The following is a 13,676-nucleotide window of genomic DNA, read 5'->3' on the forward strand; positions in this document are numbered from 1 at the left end:
GATGCCGGCGTCGCTGGAAATTCCGGCCGACAGCCGCGCCTCGTGCATCGCCGACGCCAGCAACGACGCCAGCACGCTGTTCTTGTCGCCGAGCGCCATCTGCGCTTCCGCCAGCGAACGTGACTCGCTGATCTCCGTCAGCGCCGCGCCGAGCTTGCGCCGCGCCAGCGACAGCTCCACCATTTTCGCGATGCAGATCGTCCACGTCACCAGCGAGGCGAACGCAAGACCGATCATCACCAGCTTGACGATGATGTCGGCCGACATAAACATCGACCACGGAGACAGGTCGTGAGGTGACGCCTGCTCCAGCAGGTTGGCGCCGGCGTCACCGGCGGGGGACGGCGCGGCCTCGATGGAGGACGTCTCGGATGAGGGCGGCGATGCAGACGAAGAAACTGGCAAGGTAGCATCCGGCCTGGGTGGCGGCGGCGTCTTTCTAAGGTCAGAACCAGTGGTGGACGATGTGCCCGATGTGGGTAAGCCGGAGGAAGCGTTGGGAGCGGTGATAAGCGGTGGGCCTTGTGGACGCTCTTGTGCGTGAAGCGAGCCCGACAGACTAATCAGCAGGACTATGCCGGCAATTGCGACGCCGGAGATTCGAGCATGATCCCAGCTTGAGGACATCCGTTTCGAACAGAAAGCCATGAATAACGCGCCGATGGCGATCGGGACTGGTGCGAGCCGTAGAGCGATCATGTGAACATGAATGGGAATGGACACGGGATACCTTCCATGCGGGTCAAATAGCTGACCGCAAGTTCAAGCCTGTGAATGCTTGGGGCAGAGAATCTGCACAAGCCGATCACCAGCTATGTCAGGATTTGATGAGTGCCGCGCTGTTTCCTCGTCGCGGCAAAGTGTCAGGCCATGCCTGGAGGCGCTCGTGACAGGAAATTGTCAGAGGCTCGAACAATGGGCTGATATGGATAGCTATCGCGCGAAAAACGCGTCTGCGACGCGATTTGATCGGAGCCGACAACATGGAGCTCACCGGCGATGCCAGGACCAGAAATAAGTGTGCAGGCATTACAGCAGGCCGGTTTCGGGACCGTGGGGTCTTCGTCCGTACTGCCCGCGTCACTGGAGCATAGGGCCGGAACAGAGCCGTCCGGAAGATTGTACTTGGCGAGCTCAATAGAGGCCTGATGCTGGTTGGTAGACTGATGTGCCACGCCCAACGTCACCATCGCCAGCGCGTAAAACGCCGCAACAGTGATGCTCGCAAACCTTTTCCTCAACGTCGCAAGCACAGGATTTGCTCCAACCGATTTAACAACCTAGGGCAATCGGGTTAGCTTCGCAAGCTGCGACTATTAGTCGATCAAAGCCAGTTACGCGTAATGTCCGTAAGCCGAGCGAACAAATATGCGGTGCAATCTTCCGCCGGGCCCGCGATGCTCTCAATCAGGGTTGCCACGCGCCCAAGGCGGCAAGACCGTCTCTAGCGCAGCCGCTATCTAGTCGACATCGCAGCCACTTGCACTCGTGCGGCATGAGCTGCAACTTCAACACATACCGTCGCCCAGCAGGGCCAATCAAAGACTCACCGGTAAGTCGTGAGCTTAATGCGCGACCAATCCCGATCCGGTTCGGGCATCAATCTCGATGCCGGAGCGGTACTTTAGCTCGACGACAAAGACCTTGGAATAAGCTAGATTTCACCTGCGCTCCGCGAGGCTGTCTGTTGCCTATGAACTTTCCGGCCGCGGCCAAAGAACCCTGCTCGATGAAGTTGAACACGGTCGGATACCGCTTACGTGGTATCACTTCTTCTTACGCGCCTTTTCGGAGCGTAGCTGGTGGCCGCTCGCCGGCCTTGGGCATGCGAGCGTTACGGGGTCAATTGCTGACGGTCTGCAAACGCTGCGGACCCCGGCACGGTGCGCGGCTTTATGGCGGACCCCAGGTTGGTCGCGGTCTGCAGGAAGCTATCTCGGCGAGGACGACATCATCCGAATTCAGGATGATTATCGCAGGTCCTAGATTCTCGAATTTATATGGAGTGGTTCACTTGGTTGTTGCAAAAATTGCTGAGCAAACGAACGCATCAGTATCCTGTTCATTTCTGGTTTTAGAACACACATCATTAGGGCGGTCCATAAAGTGCATCTATTTGCACTAACTGACAGACTTGTCTTCGATCGTGAGAAGTTCTAGGCTATCGATGTCCGGTATAGCGCGTCCAGCGATCCCCTGAAGATCACCGTAGAAGCGTGCGCTGGCGCTGATGACCCCATTGAGCTGGGCTTCGCGTTTGGCCCATAGTCGCAAGGTGGCCCTGCGCTCGCTAGCGAGATCGGATTGCATTTCGCAGAACTTTTCGATGATGGCCTCGATGTGTTGCCGGAACTGGGGACCGGTGAGGTACTGATAGACCATCTCCATCTTTGTATGGCGTCCATCGAGGACAAGGCGGGTGTCGGCCAGATCAATCAGTGATTGGCGGAGCACCATGGCCAGCGGAACCGCGAAACGGGGCGCGGTCACCCAGATGTTGTCGATGAAACCGAAGCCATCAATACCATTGGGTAACGCGCTTGACACGATCAATGCAATCTCGGCCTTTGCCGCACGTTGATCGTCGCGCAATTTGGCGAGCCAGCGGTCACTCCAGGTCCGGGTATGCTTGCACTCCCATAGGATCGTGCCACAGGCTTGACCGGCGGCGCCACGCACGCGATGTAGAATGTCACCACCCGATACACCGACTGGTATCGGTTCGATTAGGTCGCCGGGAAAGCGCTGGCAAAGCAAGGCCTCCATTTCGACCTCGCGTGCTTGGCCTTGCAGTTGCTGCGAACCCTGTTCGGCCTTGCGACGCAGCTGCTCGATCTGGCGCTTCATGCTAGCGATCTGAGTTTCTTTCTCGGCGACCCTGTTCTTGAGGTGATCTTCGGCTTCGGCTTTCGCGGTGCTGCGCACCTTCGCAAGTGAGGCCTGCACCTTTTCCTCTACCCTCAGATCGAGTTCACGTTTGGCATCATCGAGTTCGCGTGCTTTGCGCATCACCTCAGCCTGGGCCTTTTGGGCGCTTGCTAGCTTGGACCTGTTGACGTTCAGGTTGCGCTGCAGTTCGGCCAAGCGTCGATCGCGCTCCGCAAGATCGCCCGCTAACGCGCGGCGAACCTTGTTCGCTTCGGATTTAGCAATCGAGGTCCGCTCTGCGCGCAGTTTCCTGGCGATCTCGGCGTCGATCGTCTTGCGGGTCTTGGCAAGCGCATCCCGCATCTTGCGAATGCTGGATTCCCGCTTTGAAAACTCCGCGTCCTTTCGCGCGAATTGGCGTTCGACCTGCTCGCGAGCCCGAGCGATCAACGGTGCGACCACGGTGTCGGTCAAGCCGATCGACATACGGCAGTTTGGGCACACGATCCGAGGATCGCTCATGGCATCGTCCCCGCCGGTGTCGGCGGTTCGCTGTATGGACATGGCGTGTGGGCGGGGTCGGTCCGCCAAAGGTCTTTCGCCACCTCCAGCGGCGCCAGCTTTAGATTCGCCCACCAGGCAGCCTCATTGCCATGGCGATGCAGCTCGTGATGATGGTCCCGGCACAGCGGCACGGTGAACTCGTCGCTGACTTTGCGCCCCAAGGCTTTGGGTTGCGCGAATTTGAGGTGATGGGCGTCGCATGGAGTGCGCTGACAGATCAGGCAAGGCTGCGCCGCGACGAACGCCAGATGCGCCTTGCTGCGCCGGCGCCGAGGTTTGATGAGCGGCCGAACGGTTGGCCGACCCGATGCCGGCGTGGGAGCCGCATCCAACAGGCAAGGAGTGTCGTTGGTTCCCCCAGGCGGGGACGGGTCTATCGGGTTGGGGATCGAGCCGACCATGTTATCGCCGTGGATCCGTAGAAGCGCCTCGCAGGTTTCCTCGATCGCGCGCGCGTCGGCATTTGTCAGCGTGTTCTTGTCCCGCATCCGACGGTGGATCCACGTCGCCAAGCCGTCGCTATCGGTGATCTCGGTGATCTCGGCGAGCATCTGGTCGCGCAACGTGGCCGAGGGGATTGGACCGAGCTGCGGAGGCAGATGTCGGGTGCCACTACGTTGCCTGCGTGCAACATTGGGAGTTGTAGGAGACCTAGGGGGCGGTGACGGCTCGGCAGCGAGATCCGGAGCATCGAGGTCGTCTTCGCCGGCAATGCCGACCAATGCGAACAGCGCATAGCGGCGCGCATATGTGAGCGCGGTGCCCATTCTGTGCGGTGCAGCCAGATCAGCCACCGAGCAGACCGGCCAGTCGGACGCAATCCATTCCCCCGAGGCGTGGGCTAAAAGCGTGGTAAGGCGGATTTGATCCCGGTCGATCACCGTGGTTTGGATGGTTGCAATCTCGTGGGCGCTAAGGTTCTTGCGGATGGTATCGAGACCGCTAGCCAAGGATGCGTAGCGAAAGGTTTTGGCTTCTTCACGAGGAAATGGCGAACTGATGGTTGCGGTCAGGTTTTTTTCGGGATTGACGAGTTCTCCTTGAGCTTTGGCTAAGGCGGCGGCGATCACGCCAATGGTTTCACTGGAGCTGTGCATTGGCGGCCTCCCTATCTGCTAATTCGAAACTAACCGCTCCGCTTTTTGATCGCTTTGCGCGGATGCCATGGCCCATAGCTTCTTTGGCGTCCTCCGGCACGAGCTTCTTGAGGTCGCTCTTGGCGCTCTCATGTTCCTGGTAAGCTTCTCTCGTTCGTTGGTAGATGGAGGCTAGCTCAGCCCAGCTGTTGGATGCGCTCATGTCGACCACTCGGACGGCTTCCAACCGTGCTCGAGGGGGTTCAACCCCGAAGAGTCGAGGAGCCTCGCCATTCTGGACGCAGCGCCAGAATTTTTTCTCTGCGGTCAAAAGCAGGTGTTGATAAAGAGGGTCAGCATGGATAGTCATCTCGACCCATTTGCCGCCCCCTGTGATGATGGACAGAATGGCTGAACGGGCATTGGTAACCCACATATTGTGCTGAAGCTGCGCCATGTGCTTTTCAGCGGCCATTTCTTCGGAAAATGTCCACGGCAGCATGAATTTGGCTTCAAACACCGCGCCCGTTTGTTCGACAAGACCGTCGAGGGTGGCTGCCATCCATTTGATGACCGGGTGTCGAATATGCCGCTGGACATCCTTGATCGAATGTTTTGTGTTCTGTTCGAACCAACGACGGTTGAGGTCTTCGGTGGCGGTCCCTAGTTGCACCACGAGGTTACCCGATAAATCCTCCGCCGCAATTTCTCCCCGCTTTTCTCTCCACAGACGAATCAGTTTATCCTGTGCTGACGCCATGATAATTCGGGCATCGGACCCTCCGATGAACGTTTTCCTGTCTGTTTTTTCTAGAACTCCCATAGGTCACTCCTATGACATATGCCATTAGCACATGTGACAAAAGCACAATCTTATGCTTGTGACAAGTGCACAGGTTCGAATGGCAAGAGCCGCTCTAGGTTGGACTGTTCGAGATTTGGCAGAAGCTACTGGGCTCCACCGCAACACAATTACCAACATTGAGGTTGGTCGCTACGCAGGAGAGCCCGAGACCCTCGACTTGATCAGACGGGTGTTCTCGCGCGAGGGCATAATATTTATCGAAGAGAACGGCGGGGGCGCAGGAGTAAGGTTGCGCAAAGCTACTCAACGGTGAGCCGCCCTACGGATCTGCTAGACTACGCTGCTGGCAAAAGCGTTCTGCATCGCATTGGAGGGTGTCGCCTGCTAAAATTGCAAAGCGAGTGTCGGGTCCATGCAGGCGGCGACCCTATCCCAGTTCAAAGTATCCCAAGGCGTTTTTTCAGTGTGGCGCTCATTTTTAGCGAGCCTTTTTTGTCAAGAAAGTAGGTTTGACCAGCGGCACGTTTTGTTGACCGCACTCTTGACGTAGCGATAAATTTGCCAAAGCCGTGGCTATCAAGAATATCTTCGGGCACGCCGCTGAATGCAAGATTCCATTCAAGATACAATGCTTCACGCGCATCCTTGAATTGGCTGTAAAGCCAAGGGCTCATGGTGGGCGGGATTTCATCAAGTGCGCCGTGTTTCTCCTCCAAACGAAGGATCTGCTCAAGAGCCCGCAGGATGCGAGCAAAATCGGATCGCCGCTGGCGCCGCCCCAATGCCTTGCGTGACACAAACAGCGTGCTTTCGGAATCGAGGTAGAGGATCTGTTCTAAAGTCTTTCTGATCGGACATATAAAGCGCCAGTCGCGGTCTTGCGGGATAGCCGTCGGTATTCCGGCCAGAGGAATAATTCGAGGAAGTGTCTCCCACGTTGGATGCGCGAGAACAGCAACTCCAGGGACGATATCGGTGGCTCGCCTTGGACACATGATCCGGAGCAAGAATACGCCAGTGCTGCAAGATCGCCTGAAGCTGCGGTTCAGCAAGATGATATTGCCGTTCCGGATATGAAAGTTCCAGTTTTGACTTAATCCGTCGTCAGGGCATAGGGCTGCGTCGATCACCTGCCAACTGTCGAGTGAAATCAGGCTCCGAGTCACATACGATCTCTTGTAGTTGATAAAGGTTCAGCTACTATTAGCGGCGGCCATCCGTTGTAAATTACGATTTCCCACGCTTCAAGAGGGCCGAATCCCTAGTTCAGTACAAGGGCAACCCCATGGCGAAAAGAGCTGAGATTGATCGGGTCGACGATTGGATAGGTCGGCCGACGCTTGCTGATCGGACGAGCCTGGACCGGTTGCGAAGGCTGAGCGAGGACGTCGAGCGCGAAATTGCGCCGATAAATATCTTCGAGAAAATCGAGGCACGAGACATCAGCCATAAAGTCGAGGAAGAGCAGCTTTTGAAAGACATGCAAACTGCAATCGTCAGAAGCGCCCGAGTGCAGTCACTAGCGATGCTGCTTGGCCCGGCTTTCGGTCAGAATACTGATAAGGCGTTTAAGGCAGCACAAGATTACTTTGGCGGGTCCGAAGAACGGCAGCGCGCTGCCAAAGATCTGGTGCTTGACCTTGAAATATCGATCGAAGATATCAACGCTAATGCGTTGCACCTACGTATGGCCAGCATTCACGCGCTCGACGCCATGATCGATCGAAGGGAAGGCGGCCGCAATCGAATTATCAAGCGCCATCTGAAAAACAAGAGGGCAGCGAGTTCGAGGAATTCTGTGCCGACGGCAAATGAGAAGGGTGCAAAAATACCAAGGGAAAGAATTCAGCGTTTGCGAAAAGATTGAGTGTAATAGGATGGCAAGCGAAAAGCAGATCGCGGCCAATCGGCGCAACGCCACGCGCAGCACGGGGCCCAAAAGCGGGCTCGGGAAATTCCATTCGAGTCGTAATGCTCTGAGGCATGGATTTTCGCTAGGCCTCGCGCTCGATCCAGCGAGTATCCGACAAGTGAATTCATTGAAACGGAAATTGCTCGGCGAGGATGCAAATCAAGATATGGAGCGAGCCGCCGAGGAGTTTGCACGAGCCCAGGTCCACGTATCGAAGATTCGCAAGACCCAATCGGAAGCGCTTGCGGAACTGTCAAAAGTCCCCGAAGGGGATAATGCAAAAGCCCTCCGCCGGCTGGGAGCATTAGATCGCTACGAACGATACGCAGTCACAATGCGGGAACGAGCGCGACGAGTCATTGAAACTGCCAAAACGAAGCCAATTAATTGATTAATATCAACAACTTATATTTGATCTCAGCCGTTGTCGCGGTGAATAAAACTGGAGATTGACGCATATGCGGAATAGTAAAGAACGAGAACTTTTGCCATTTCGGGTTTCCGCGTTGAGGGAAGATGCGCGGCGATCAAGCCGCGCATCCGCGTTCGCTGCGTTGGGTGGACGGCTTCAAGCCGCGTCGACCAGCACCACCTCGGAATCCTCTAGCGCGGTGATGTTCACGGTCGCTTCGTCGCGAATGGCGGCGCCATCGCGGGCGTTGACGCGCAGACCGTTGACTTCGACGGCGCCCACCGCGGGGACGAGATACAGATTGCGTGTTCTGTCCGCAGGATAGCTTGTGCTCTCACCGGCCTTCAGCGTTGTGGCTAGCACGCGCGCATCGGCGCGGATCGGCAGCGCGTCGCTGTCGGCCTTAAATCCGCTAGCGAGCGTGACCAAGCTGCCTGAGCGATCGCCTTTCGGAAAAGGCTTTGCACCCCAGGCGGGCTCGCCGCCATCCTTCGTTGGCTCGATCCAGATCTGGAACAGTGTGGTTTTCACTGGCTCCAGATTGTATTCGGAGTGCCGCACGCCGGAGCCCGCGCTCATCACCTGCACGTCGCCCGCTTCGGTGCGGCCCTGGTTGCCCATGCTGTCCTGATGGGTGATCGCACCTTCGCGAACGTAAGTGATGATCTCCATGTTGGCGTGGGGATGGGGCGGAAATCCGCTGTTCGGCGCGATCTCGTCGTCGTTCCATACGCGCAGGCTGCCGTGCCCCACGTTCTTGGGATCGTAGTAGCTGGCGAACGAGAAGTGGTGCCTGGCCTTCAGCCAGCCGTGATCGGCGCCGCCGAGTTTGTTGAAGGGTCTGAGTTCGATCATGACCTGTCCTTTCCAATTATCCGTGTGACCATCGGGCCTTGCGGCTCCCATTGCCGCGCTGCCGACCGGCCTTGCTCGAGGATTGGAATATGCCTTCCGGATGAGTATATAAATAGAAACTACTGAAACTCATTGTTTCTAAAAATTACCCATGGTGGGCAGGGCGGTGTGATGGCGAGACTTCCGGATTTCGAGGCGCTGGCGATCTTCGCCAAGGTTGTCGAGCTGCGGTCCTTCGCTGGTGCGGCGGCCGATCTGGGCCTGTCGAAAGCGACGGTTTCCAAGGCCGTCAGTCGGCTTGAAGAGCGGCTCGGCGCCCGCCTTTTCAACAGAACATCGCGCCGTCTGGCGCTGACGGATGCCGGCAAGAATCTGTCGGAACGCGCCGCGCGGCTGCTCGCAGATGGTGAAGCGGCCGAGAGCGAGGCGCTGGCACGATCAACAGTGCCGCGCGGTCTGGTGCGACTGGCGGTGCCCATGACGTTCGGCGTCAAAGTGATCGCACCGCTGCTGCCTGGCTTCCTTGAGAAGTATCCCGAGGTTTCGGTGGATCTTCATTTCAGCGACGCGATGGTCGATCTGATCGGGGAGGGGTTCGACTTGGGCGTGCGGATTGCCAGCTTGCCCGATTCGTCACTGCTCGCGCGGCGGCTCTGTCCGATGCCGCGTCATACCGTTGCGTCGCCGGCCTATCTCAAGGCGCACGGCAGGCCGACGCATCCGATGCATCTCGCTCAGCATCGCTGCTTCGGCTACGCCTATCTGTCGACGCCCGGAATCTGGCGCTACGTCAATGCGCGCGGCGAAGAGGCAACCGTGCGGCCATCCGGTCAATTGCGTGTCAATAACGGCGAGGCGTTGCTGCCCGCAGTCATCGCCGGACTCGGAATCGCCGACCTGCCGGAATTCATCGTCGGCGATGCCATTGCCGCGAAGAAGGTCGAAGTTCTCCTGAAGGACTGGAAGCAGGTGGAGGGCGCGGTTCATCTGGTGATGCCGCCGGGCGGGCCGCGGCCGGCGCGCGTCGATGCGTTGATCGATTATCTTGCCGATCAACTCGCCCGTCCAAGACGACGCAAGGGAAGTGCGTCTCGTCGCGCGACATAGCGGGAGAGTGCGGTGACCGAGTGCGGAACGCATTCGACAAAGTCACGCTACCCCCATTTTATTGCCTGAAACGAACCTTTCTGTCGCCTCAAAGGTTTGAGGAGGTGTCGGCGTGTGAAGCATTGGACGAGGTGACACATGCTCAGGCACGGAGTTGTCCTGTTTTCCGGAATTCTGGCAGGCTGCATCGCGGCCGCCGCGCACGCGGACGAATATCGCGGCACGTTCGCCCAAAGGATGGCCTGCACGCCGGACGTCTTCAAGCTATGCGGCAGCGAGATTCCCGACGTTGGCCGTATTGTCGCCTGCCTGCGGCAGAATCAATCTCAGCTCGCTGGGCCGTGCCGCGCGGTGTTCGAGTCCAATGCCGAGGCGACCGGCGATGATATCGCGGCAAGAGCAACTGGAGGTGTGGTGAAGGCAGGCAGTCACCAATAGTCACTGGCCGTGCTGACAGACGCCGACCATACGCGCCACTTCAGGCCACAGGAACGAAGGCTGGACGTTGACGACTGTTGCGTGCGAATTTCCGGGTGGTCATCGGCTTGCCGAACAGAAAACCCTGGATGAAATCGACGCCGATGCCGTGCATCGCCAGGAAATCGTCGCGGGTCTCGACGCCCTCAGCCACCGTCTTGACGCCATGGCTCTTGGCCAGATCGACGATCTGGCGGCAGACAGAACGCTTGAGCCGCGCGGAAGAGCTGCCGTCCACGAATTTGCGATCGAGCTTGATCTCAGCGAATGGAAATTCGTTCAGCGCGGCTAGCGCCGGCCATTCCGTGCCAACATCATCGATCGACAGGCCAATGTTGTGAAACCGCAGCCGATGCGCAGCCTCTACCGCTAGCGGTAAATTTTGCACGACTTCGCTGCCATCGACCTCCACGGTCATGCCGTCGAAGGCCGGATGATTCGGGAACTGCATGCGCAGGACTTCGACGGCATTGGCGTCCGTGAAGAAGGCAAGGGGCAGGTTGATGGAGATATGGATGCTCCCCGACTTGGCGACGAGATAGCGCCAGTCCTGGAAAACCCGGCCAATGACGAAGTCGGACAGCGCGCGGAAGTGTGGATCATCCGCATCAGGAATGAAATGGCTTGGCGGCACGATCCCCCAGTTCGGGTGGCGCATCCGGATCAGTGCTTCAGCGCCGCCCAGCGAAAGGCTTCGCGCGTTGATCTTGGGTTGATACCAGAGTTCGAGCCAGCCGGCGCCGAGCGCCTCGGCCACATCGACCGGTGGCGATGGGGGTTCGGCCGGCACCAGGGCGGCGACCCGTGCGTGCAGGTCCCTGTCGCTGAAAGGCGTCGGCAGGACCGGCAGCAGGTCGAGCGCCAAATTTTTTCCGAGCTCGCAGGCTGCCTTGACGGCAGGCGCATCCGGCCGGCCGATCAGCAGCACACTTGCGGCGCAGGCTCGCACCGCGAGCAGGTTCAAGATGTCCGAAACCGCCAGGCCGTTCATCGAGAAGCTGATGACAATGGCGTCGGGGAAATCGGAGCGCAACGATGTATCGAGGTCGTCCAGCGTTGCGCAGGCATGCGGAATGAAACCCTGTTCTTCGAGGGCTTCGCTGAGCAGGGATCGTACGTGATGCTTGCTTTCGACAATGCAGGCGCGGGGTTTCATCCTTCGCTTGCCGAAAGGCGTTTCCGCGATTTGGTTGTCCTGCTTGGCTGTGTCGGTCATATTTGAGCCCCCTCGCTGGCGGCCAAAGTGAGACTTTGTGTATGGCCGCACGAGGGATCGTTCCGGCTATGCACCGGAGAATGTCCGCGCATCGTTAACCTTGATAAAGCAATTCAAGATTGAATCGACGGGAACCTGCTGCCGCGAAGGTGTCGGTGGACTCAAGTCATGCTTCGCAGGAAGGCTGCCACCGCGATCGCCAATGCGGCGATTGCCACCACGGCGAAAATCAGTTGCCAAAGGCGCTGCCGCCTCGTTTTGTCCCGGTCGTGGAATGCCAGCCAGTCCCGGACAAATTCCGGCGGGATATCGTATACGACCACCTGCCTCCTGCTTCGATGTATTTCATGATCGGCGAACATGGTCCTGACCGTGGACACTCCCAGCCGCTCCAGTTCGCAATGCCACTGCCAAGCGTGCTCGCCGTTAGTCCATCTGTTTTCAAAGGGAAGTCGGTGCGATTTCATAACGGACCTCCAAACATGTGTCCGTCGCCGTCTGGCTCTCGCGATGTTCCTTGTCTTCACTACGAGCCATCGGCGCGCTTGAAGATGTTACTGCCGAGAAAGTTCTCCGTCCAATCTGGTTTTGCGGCTGCTTGGCTGTCCCGTCTCGCACACGCCGAGCTTGCCCTTGTGTGGGGGCCTGACATGAAAATAGGATCAGGACGCTGGAAATTCAAATGCAGGTGGTTGTTTGGATTGACAGTCCCCGGCACGATGGCCTAGAACCGCGCGTCCCGAGCGGTTTGTCCGCGAGCCTTGCGTTTGCTGTTTTCTCGGCCTTCGTACACGGACTTTGAAAGATCAGGAACGTTTCCATGAAGGTCCGTAATTCATTGAAATCCCTACGCTCCCGTCATCGCGACAACCGTCTGGTTCGTCGTAAGGGCAGGGTTTATGTGATCAACAAGACACAACGGCGTTTCAAGGCTCGTCAGGGTTGATTCACACACATTCCGTTACGGCACGTCGTCCGTAAATCGTTATCACAGCTCGTTGATGCCCCGGCTTTGCCGGGGTTTATTGTGTCTATAGCGTCCTACGTTGAGGAAAACACCTCGATTGTCCTCACGCCTGGCTTGATCGCGAAGAAGGTCGAGCCCTTCAGCATGACGCCGGAGTGGGATCGATCCGTGGATCGGAGAACCGCTGTAGTGTAGGCTCGACAAGCTCGCGCGATTTCCGGAGCTTGTGAATGCAACAGAGAATCTCCGCGATCGGTTGTGTCCTAACGATGCTTGCCCTCGCTGGGGCTCTGGCGCCGGCCGTCGCGTCCACTCAAGCCCCACCGCGCAGCTCTCCGCAGGCCACGCCGCCTGAGGCCACTCGGCCAAGCGATCTGCCGCGGCCGCCATCGAGGCTGCCGAAAAGCCCGAAAGAAACGGCTCGCGGACTCGATTTCCTCCTGGGAGCTCTCAAGGCCGCGCCGGACCAGGAGAGCGCCAGACATGTGGAAGCCCAAATCCTGGCGCTGTGGAGTCAGTCTTCAAGCGACACGACGTTGCTTTTAATGCAACGCGTGAAAACGGCGACGGACGCCAAACAACTCGACGTCGCGCTCAAGCTGCTCGACGCGGTTCTGAAGCTGCATCCCGAGTATATTGAGGGATGGAGCCGGCGTGCGACCCTGCACTACATGCGCAACGACTATCAGCGTGCGCTTGAGGATATCGAGCAGGTACTGAGCCGCGAGCCGCGCCACTTCGGAGCGCTTGCAGGTCTCGGCGTGGTCATGCAAGAGCTCGGTGATGACAAGCGTGCGCTTGACGCCTTCCGCAAGGCGATCACGATCAATCCCTATCTCGAGAGAGTGCAGGAACTGGTCAAGAGCCTGACTGAAAAGGTCGAAGGGCGCGATATCTGATCGCCGGGGGGCGGAAACCCAGGGCGTTTCGCTACGCTCCAGCGCTGGATCTAAACCAAGATCGTCATTGACGATCGCCCGATCGACTAACAGTGCAAGTATGAAGGGCGGCGGTGAGGAAGGCCACTAATGCAGCGTATTGCCTTCGCGGACTGCCGCATAAAGCCGTTGCAGTTCATCCTCAAGTTTCTCGTTGATCATCAGGAGCGCCATCAGCGCGCCGCGCATGTCGCCGTCGCATGACGCCACGATCTCATCTATGACGGCTTCGCCTGCCTCAAAACTCATCTGATTCCACTCCGGTTGAAGTCGCCCCACTTTCCACCAAGAACGTGAATAATTTCTGCAGGCCGATTCGCGTTCCTGTGGATTATGAGGATAAGGGACGAGGCCGAGGTAAGCCGTTTCAATCCTGGCCGATCACGCCAGAATACAAAATCCGGGCATGGGCCCTAAGATTGCAACCGTGGATACTCTACGCGGCGCTCCTGCAAGTCCGGAGGTCGACCAAGTCCGGA

General features: G+C 58.1%; 16 protein-coding genes. 7 read left to right on the plus strand and 9 right to left on the minus strand.

What is annotated here, in order from left to right; genetic code table 11:
* From AC1RT6_RS16005 to AC1RT6_RS16020, 4 genes are all read right to left on the minus strand, one after another.
* The coding region (locus AC1RT6_RS16005) for a MotA/TolQ/ExbB proton channel family protein (RefSeq protein WP_493029549.1) at positions 1-648 on the minus strand (648 nt) is incomplete at its 3' end.
* Between the two features lie 1,473 nt (positions 649-2,121).
* Positions 2,122-3,390 carry a DUF2130 domain-containing protein gene (locus AC1RT6_RS16010; protein ID WP_472791479.1) on the minus strand — a complete coding sequence of 423 codons (1,269 nt, stop codon included), beginning with the start codon at positions 3,388-3,390 and terminating at the stop codon, positions 2,122-2,124.
* The gene (locus tag AC1RT6_RS16015) at positions 3,387-4,529 is read right to left on the minus strand and encodes an ERF family protein (RefSeq protein ID WP_472791480.1); all 1,143 of its coding nucleotides are present in this window, start codon (positions 4,527-4,529) and stop codon (positions 3,387-3,389) included. The genes AC1RT6_RS16010 and AC1RT6_RS16015 overlap by 4 nt, the downstream gene beginning before the upstream one ends.
* Positions 4,513-5,331: a YqaJ viral recombinase family protein gene (locus AC1RT6_RS16020; protein ID WP_472791481.1), complete on the minus strand. Its 819-nt coding sequence runs from the start codon at positions 5,329-5,331 to the stop codon at positions 4,513-4,515. The genes AC1RT6_RS16015 and AC1RT6_RS16020 overlap by 17 nt, the downstream gene beginning before the upstream one ends.
* Positions 5,332-5,410: 79 nt before the next feature.
* Between AC1RT6_RS16020 and AC1RT6_RS16025 the strand changes: the two genes are divergently transcribed.
* Positions 5,411-5,626 carry a helix-turn-helix transcriptional regulator gene (locus AC1RT6_RS16025; RefSeq protein WP_472791482.1) on the plus strand — a complete coding sequence of 72 codons (216 nt, stop codon included), beginning with the start codon at positions 5,411-5,413 and terminating at the stop codon, positions 5,624-5,626.
* Positions 5,627-5,750: 124 nt separating this feature from the next.
* Here AC1RT6_RS16025 and AC1RT6_RS16030 read toward each other — a convergent pair whose 3' ends face one another.
* Positions 5,751-6,479 (minus strand): hypothetical protein, encoded by a 729-nt coding sequence (locus AC1RT6_RS16030; protein ID WP_472791483.1) that lies wholly within the window; start codon positions 6,477-6,479, stop codon positions 5,751-5,753.
* A gap of 119 nt (positions 6,480-6,598) precedes the next feature.
* Here AC1RT6_RS16030 and AC1RT6_RS16035 point away from each other — a divergent pair, with 119 nt between their 5' ends.
* A complete protein-coding gene (locus tag AC1RT6_RS16035; protein ID WP_472791484.1) occupies positions 6,599-7,180 on the plus strand; it encodes a hypothetical protein in 582 nt (193 codons plus the stop codon).
* A 10-nt stretch (positions 7,181-7,190) separates the two neighbouring features.
* Entirely contained in the window at positions 7,191-7,616 is a 426-nt protein-coding gene (locus AC1RT6_RS16040; RefSeq protein ID WP_493029538.1) for a hypothetical protein, read from the plus strand.
* A 177-nt stretch (positions 7,617-7,793) separates the two neighbouring features.
* Here AC1RT6_RS16040 and AC1RT6_RS16045 read toward each other — a convergent pair whose 3' ends face one another.
* Positions 7,794-8,492, minus strand: a complete 699-nt coding sequence (locus tag AC1RT6_RS16045; protein ID WP_472791486.1) for a pirin family protein — start codon at positions 8,490-8,492, stop codon at positions 7,794-7,796.
* Positions 8,493-8,663: 171 nt separating this feature from the next.
* Here AC1RT6_RS16045 and AC1RT6_RS16050 point away from each other — a divergent pair, with 171 nt between their 5' ends.
* Positions 8,664-9,599 carry a LysR family transcriptional regulator gene (locus AC1RT6_RS16050; RefSeq protein ID WP_472791487.1) on the plus strand — a complete coding sequence of 312 codons (936 nt, stop codon included), beginning with the start codon at positions 8,664-8,666 and terminating at the stop codon, positions 9,597-9,599.
* Between the two features lie 138 nt (positions 9,600-9,737).
* The gene (locus AC1RT6_RS16055) at positions 9,738-10,037 is read left to right on the plus strand and encodes a hypothetical protein (RefSeq protein ID WP_493029539.1); all 300 of its coding nucleotides are present in this window, start codon (positions 9,738-9,740) and stop codon (positions 10,035-10,037) included.
* Positions 10,038-10,077: 40 nt separating this feature from the next.
* Here the strand turns inward: AC1RT6_RS16055 and AC1RT6_RS16060 are convergent, their stop codons facing one another.
* Both AC1RT6_RS16060 and AC1RT6_RS16065 read right to left on the minus strand, forming a co-directional pair.
* Positions 10,078-11,292, minus strand: a complete 1,215-nt coding sequence (locus AC1RT6_RS16060) for an EAL domain-containing response regulator (protein WP_079446049.1) — start codon at positions 11,290-11,292, stop codon at positions 10,078-10,080.
* 161 nt (positions 11,293-11,453) lie between these two features.
* Positions 11,454-11,759 (minus strand): hypothetical protein, encoded by a 306-nt coding sequence (locus AC1RT6_RS16065; protein ID WP_079446050.1) that lies wholly within the window; start codon positions 11,757-11,759, stop codon positions 11,454-11,456.
* A 353-nt stretch (positions 11,760-12,112) separates the two neighbouring features.
* Between AC1RT6_RS16065 and ykgO the strand changes: the two genes are divergently transcribed.
* Positions 12,113-12,238, plus strand: a complete 126-nt coding sequence (ykgO, locus tag AC1RT6_RS16070; protein ID WP_011314284.1) for a type B 50S ribosomal protein L36 — start codon at positions 12,113-12,115, stop codon at positions 12,236-12,238.
* Positions 12,239-12,489: 251 nt separating this feature from the next.
* Positions 12,490-13,158 (plus strand): tetratricopeptide repeat protein, encoded by a 669-nt coding sequence (locus tag AC1RT6_RS16075; RefSeq protein WP_079446051.1) that lies wholly within the window; start codon positions 12,490-12,492, stop codon positions 13,156-13,158.
* 126 nt (positions 13,159-13,284) lie between these two features.
* Here the strand turns inward: AC1RT6_RS16075 and AC1RT6_RS16080 are convergent, their stop codons facing one another.
* Complete coding sequence (locus AC1RT6_RS16080; RefSeq protein ID WP_173815918.1) at positions 13,285-13,446, minus strand: hypothetical protein; 162 nt, start codon at positions 13,444-13,446, stop codon at positions 13,285-13,287.
* Positions 13,447-13,676: the final 230 nt, after the last annotated feature.

It is taken from the genome of Nitrobacter sp. MLSD-S21, assembly GCF_058809865.1.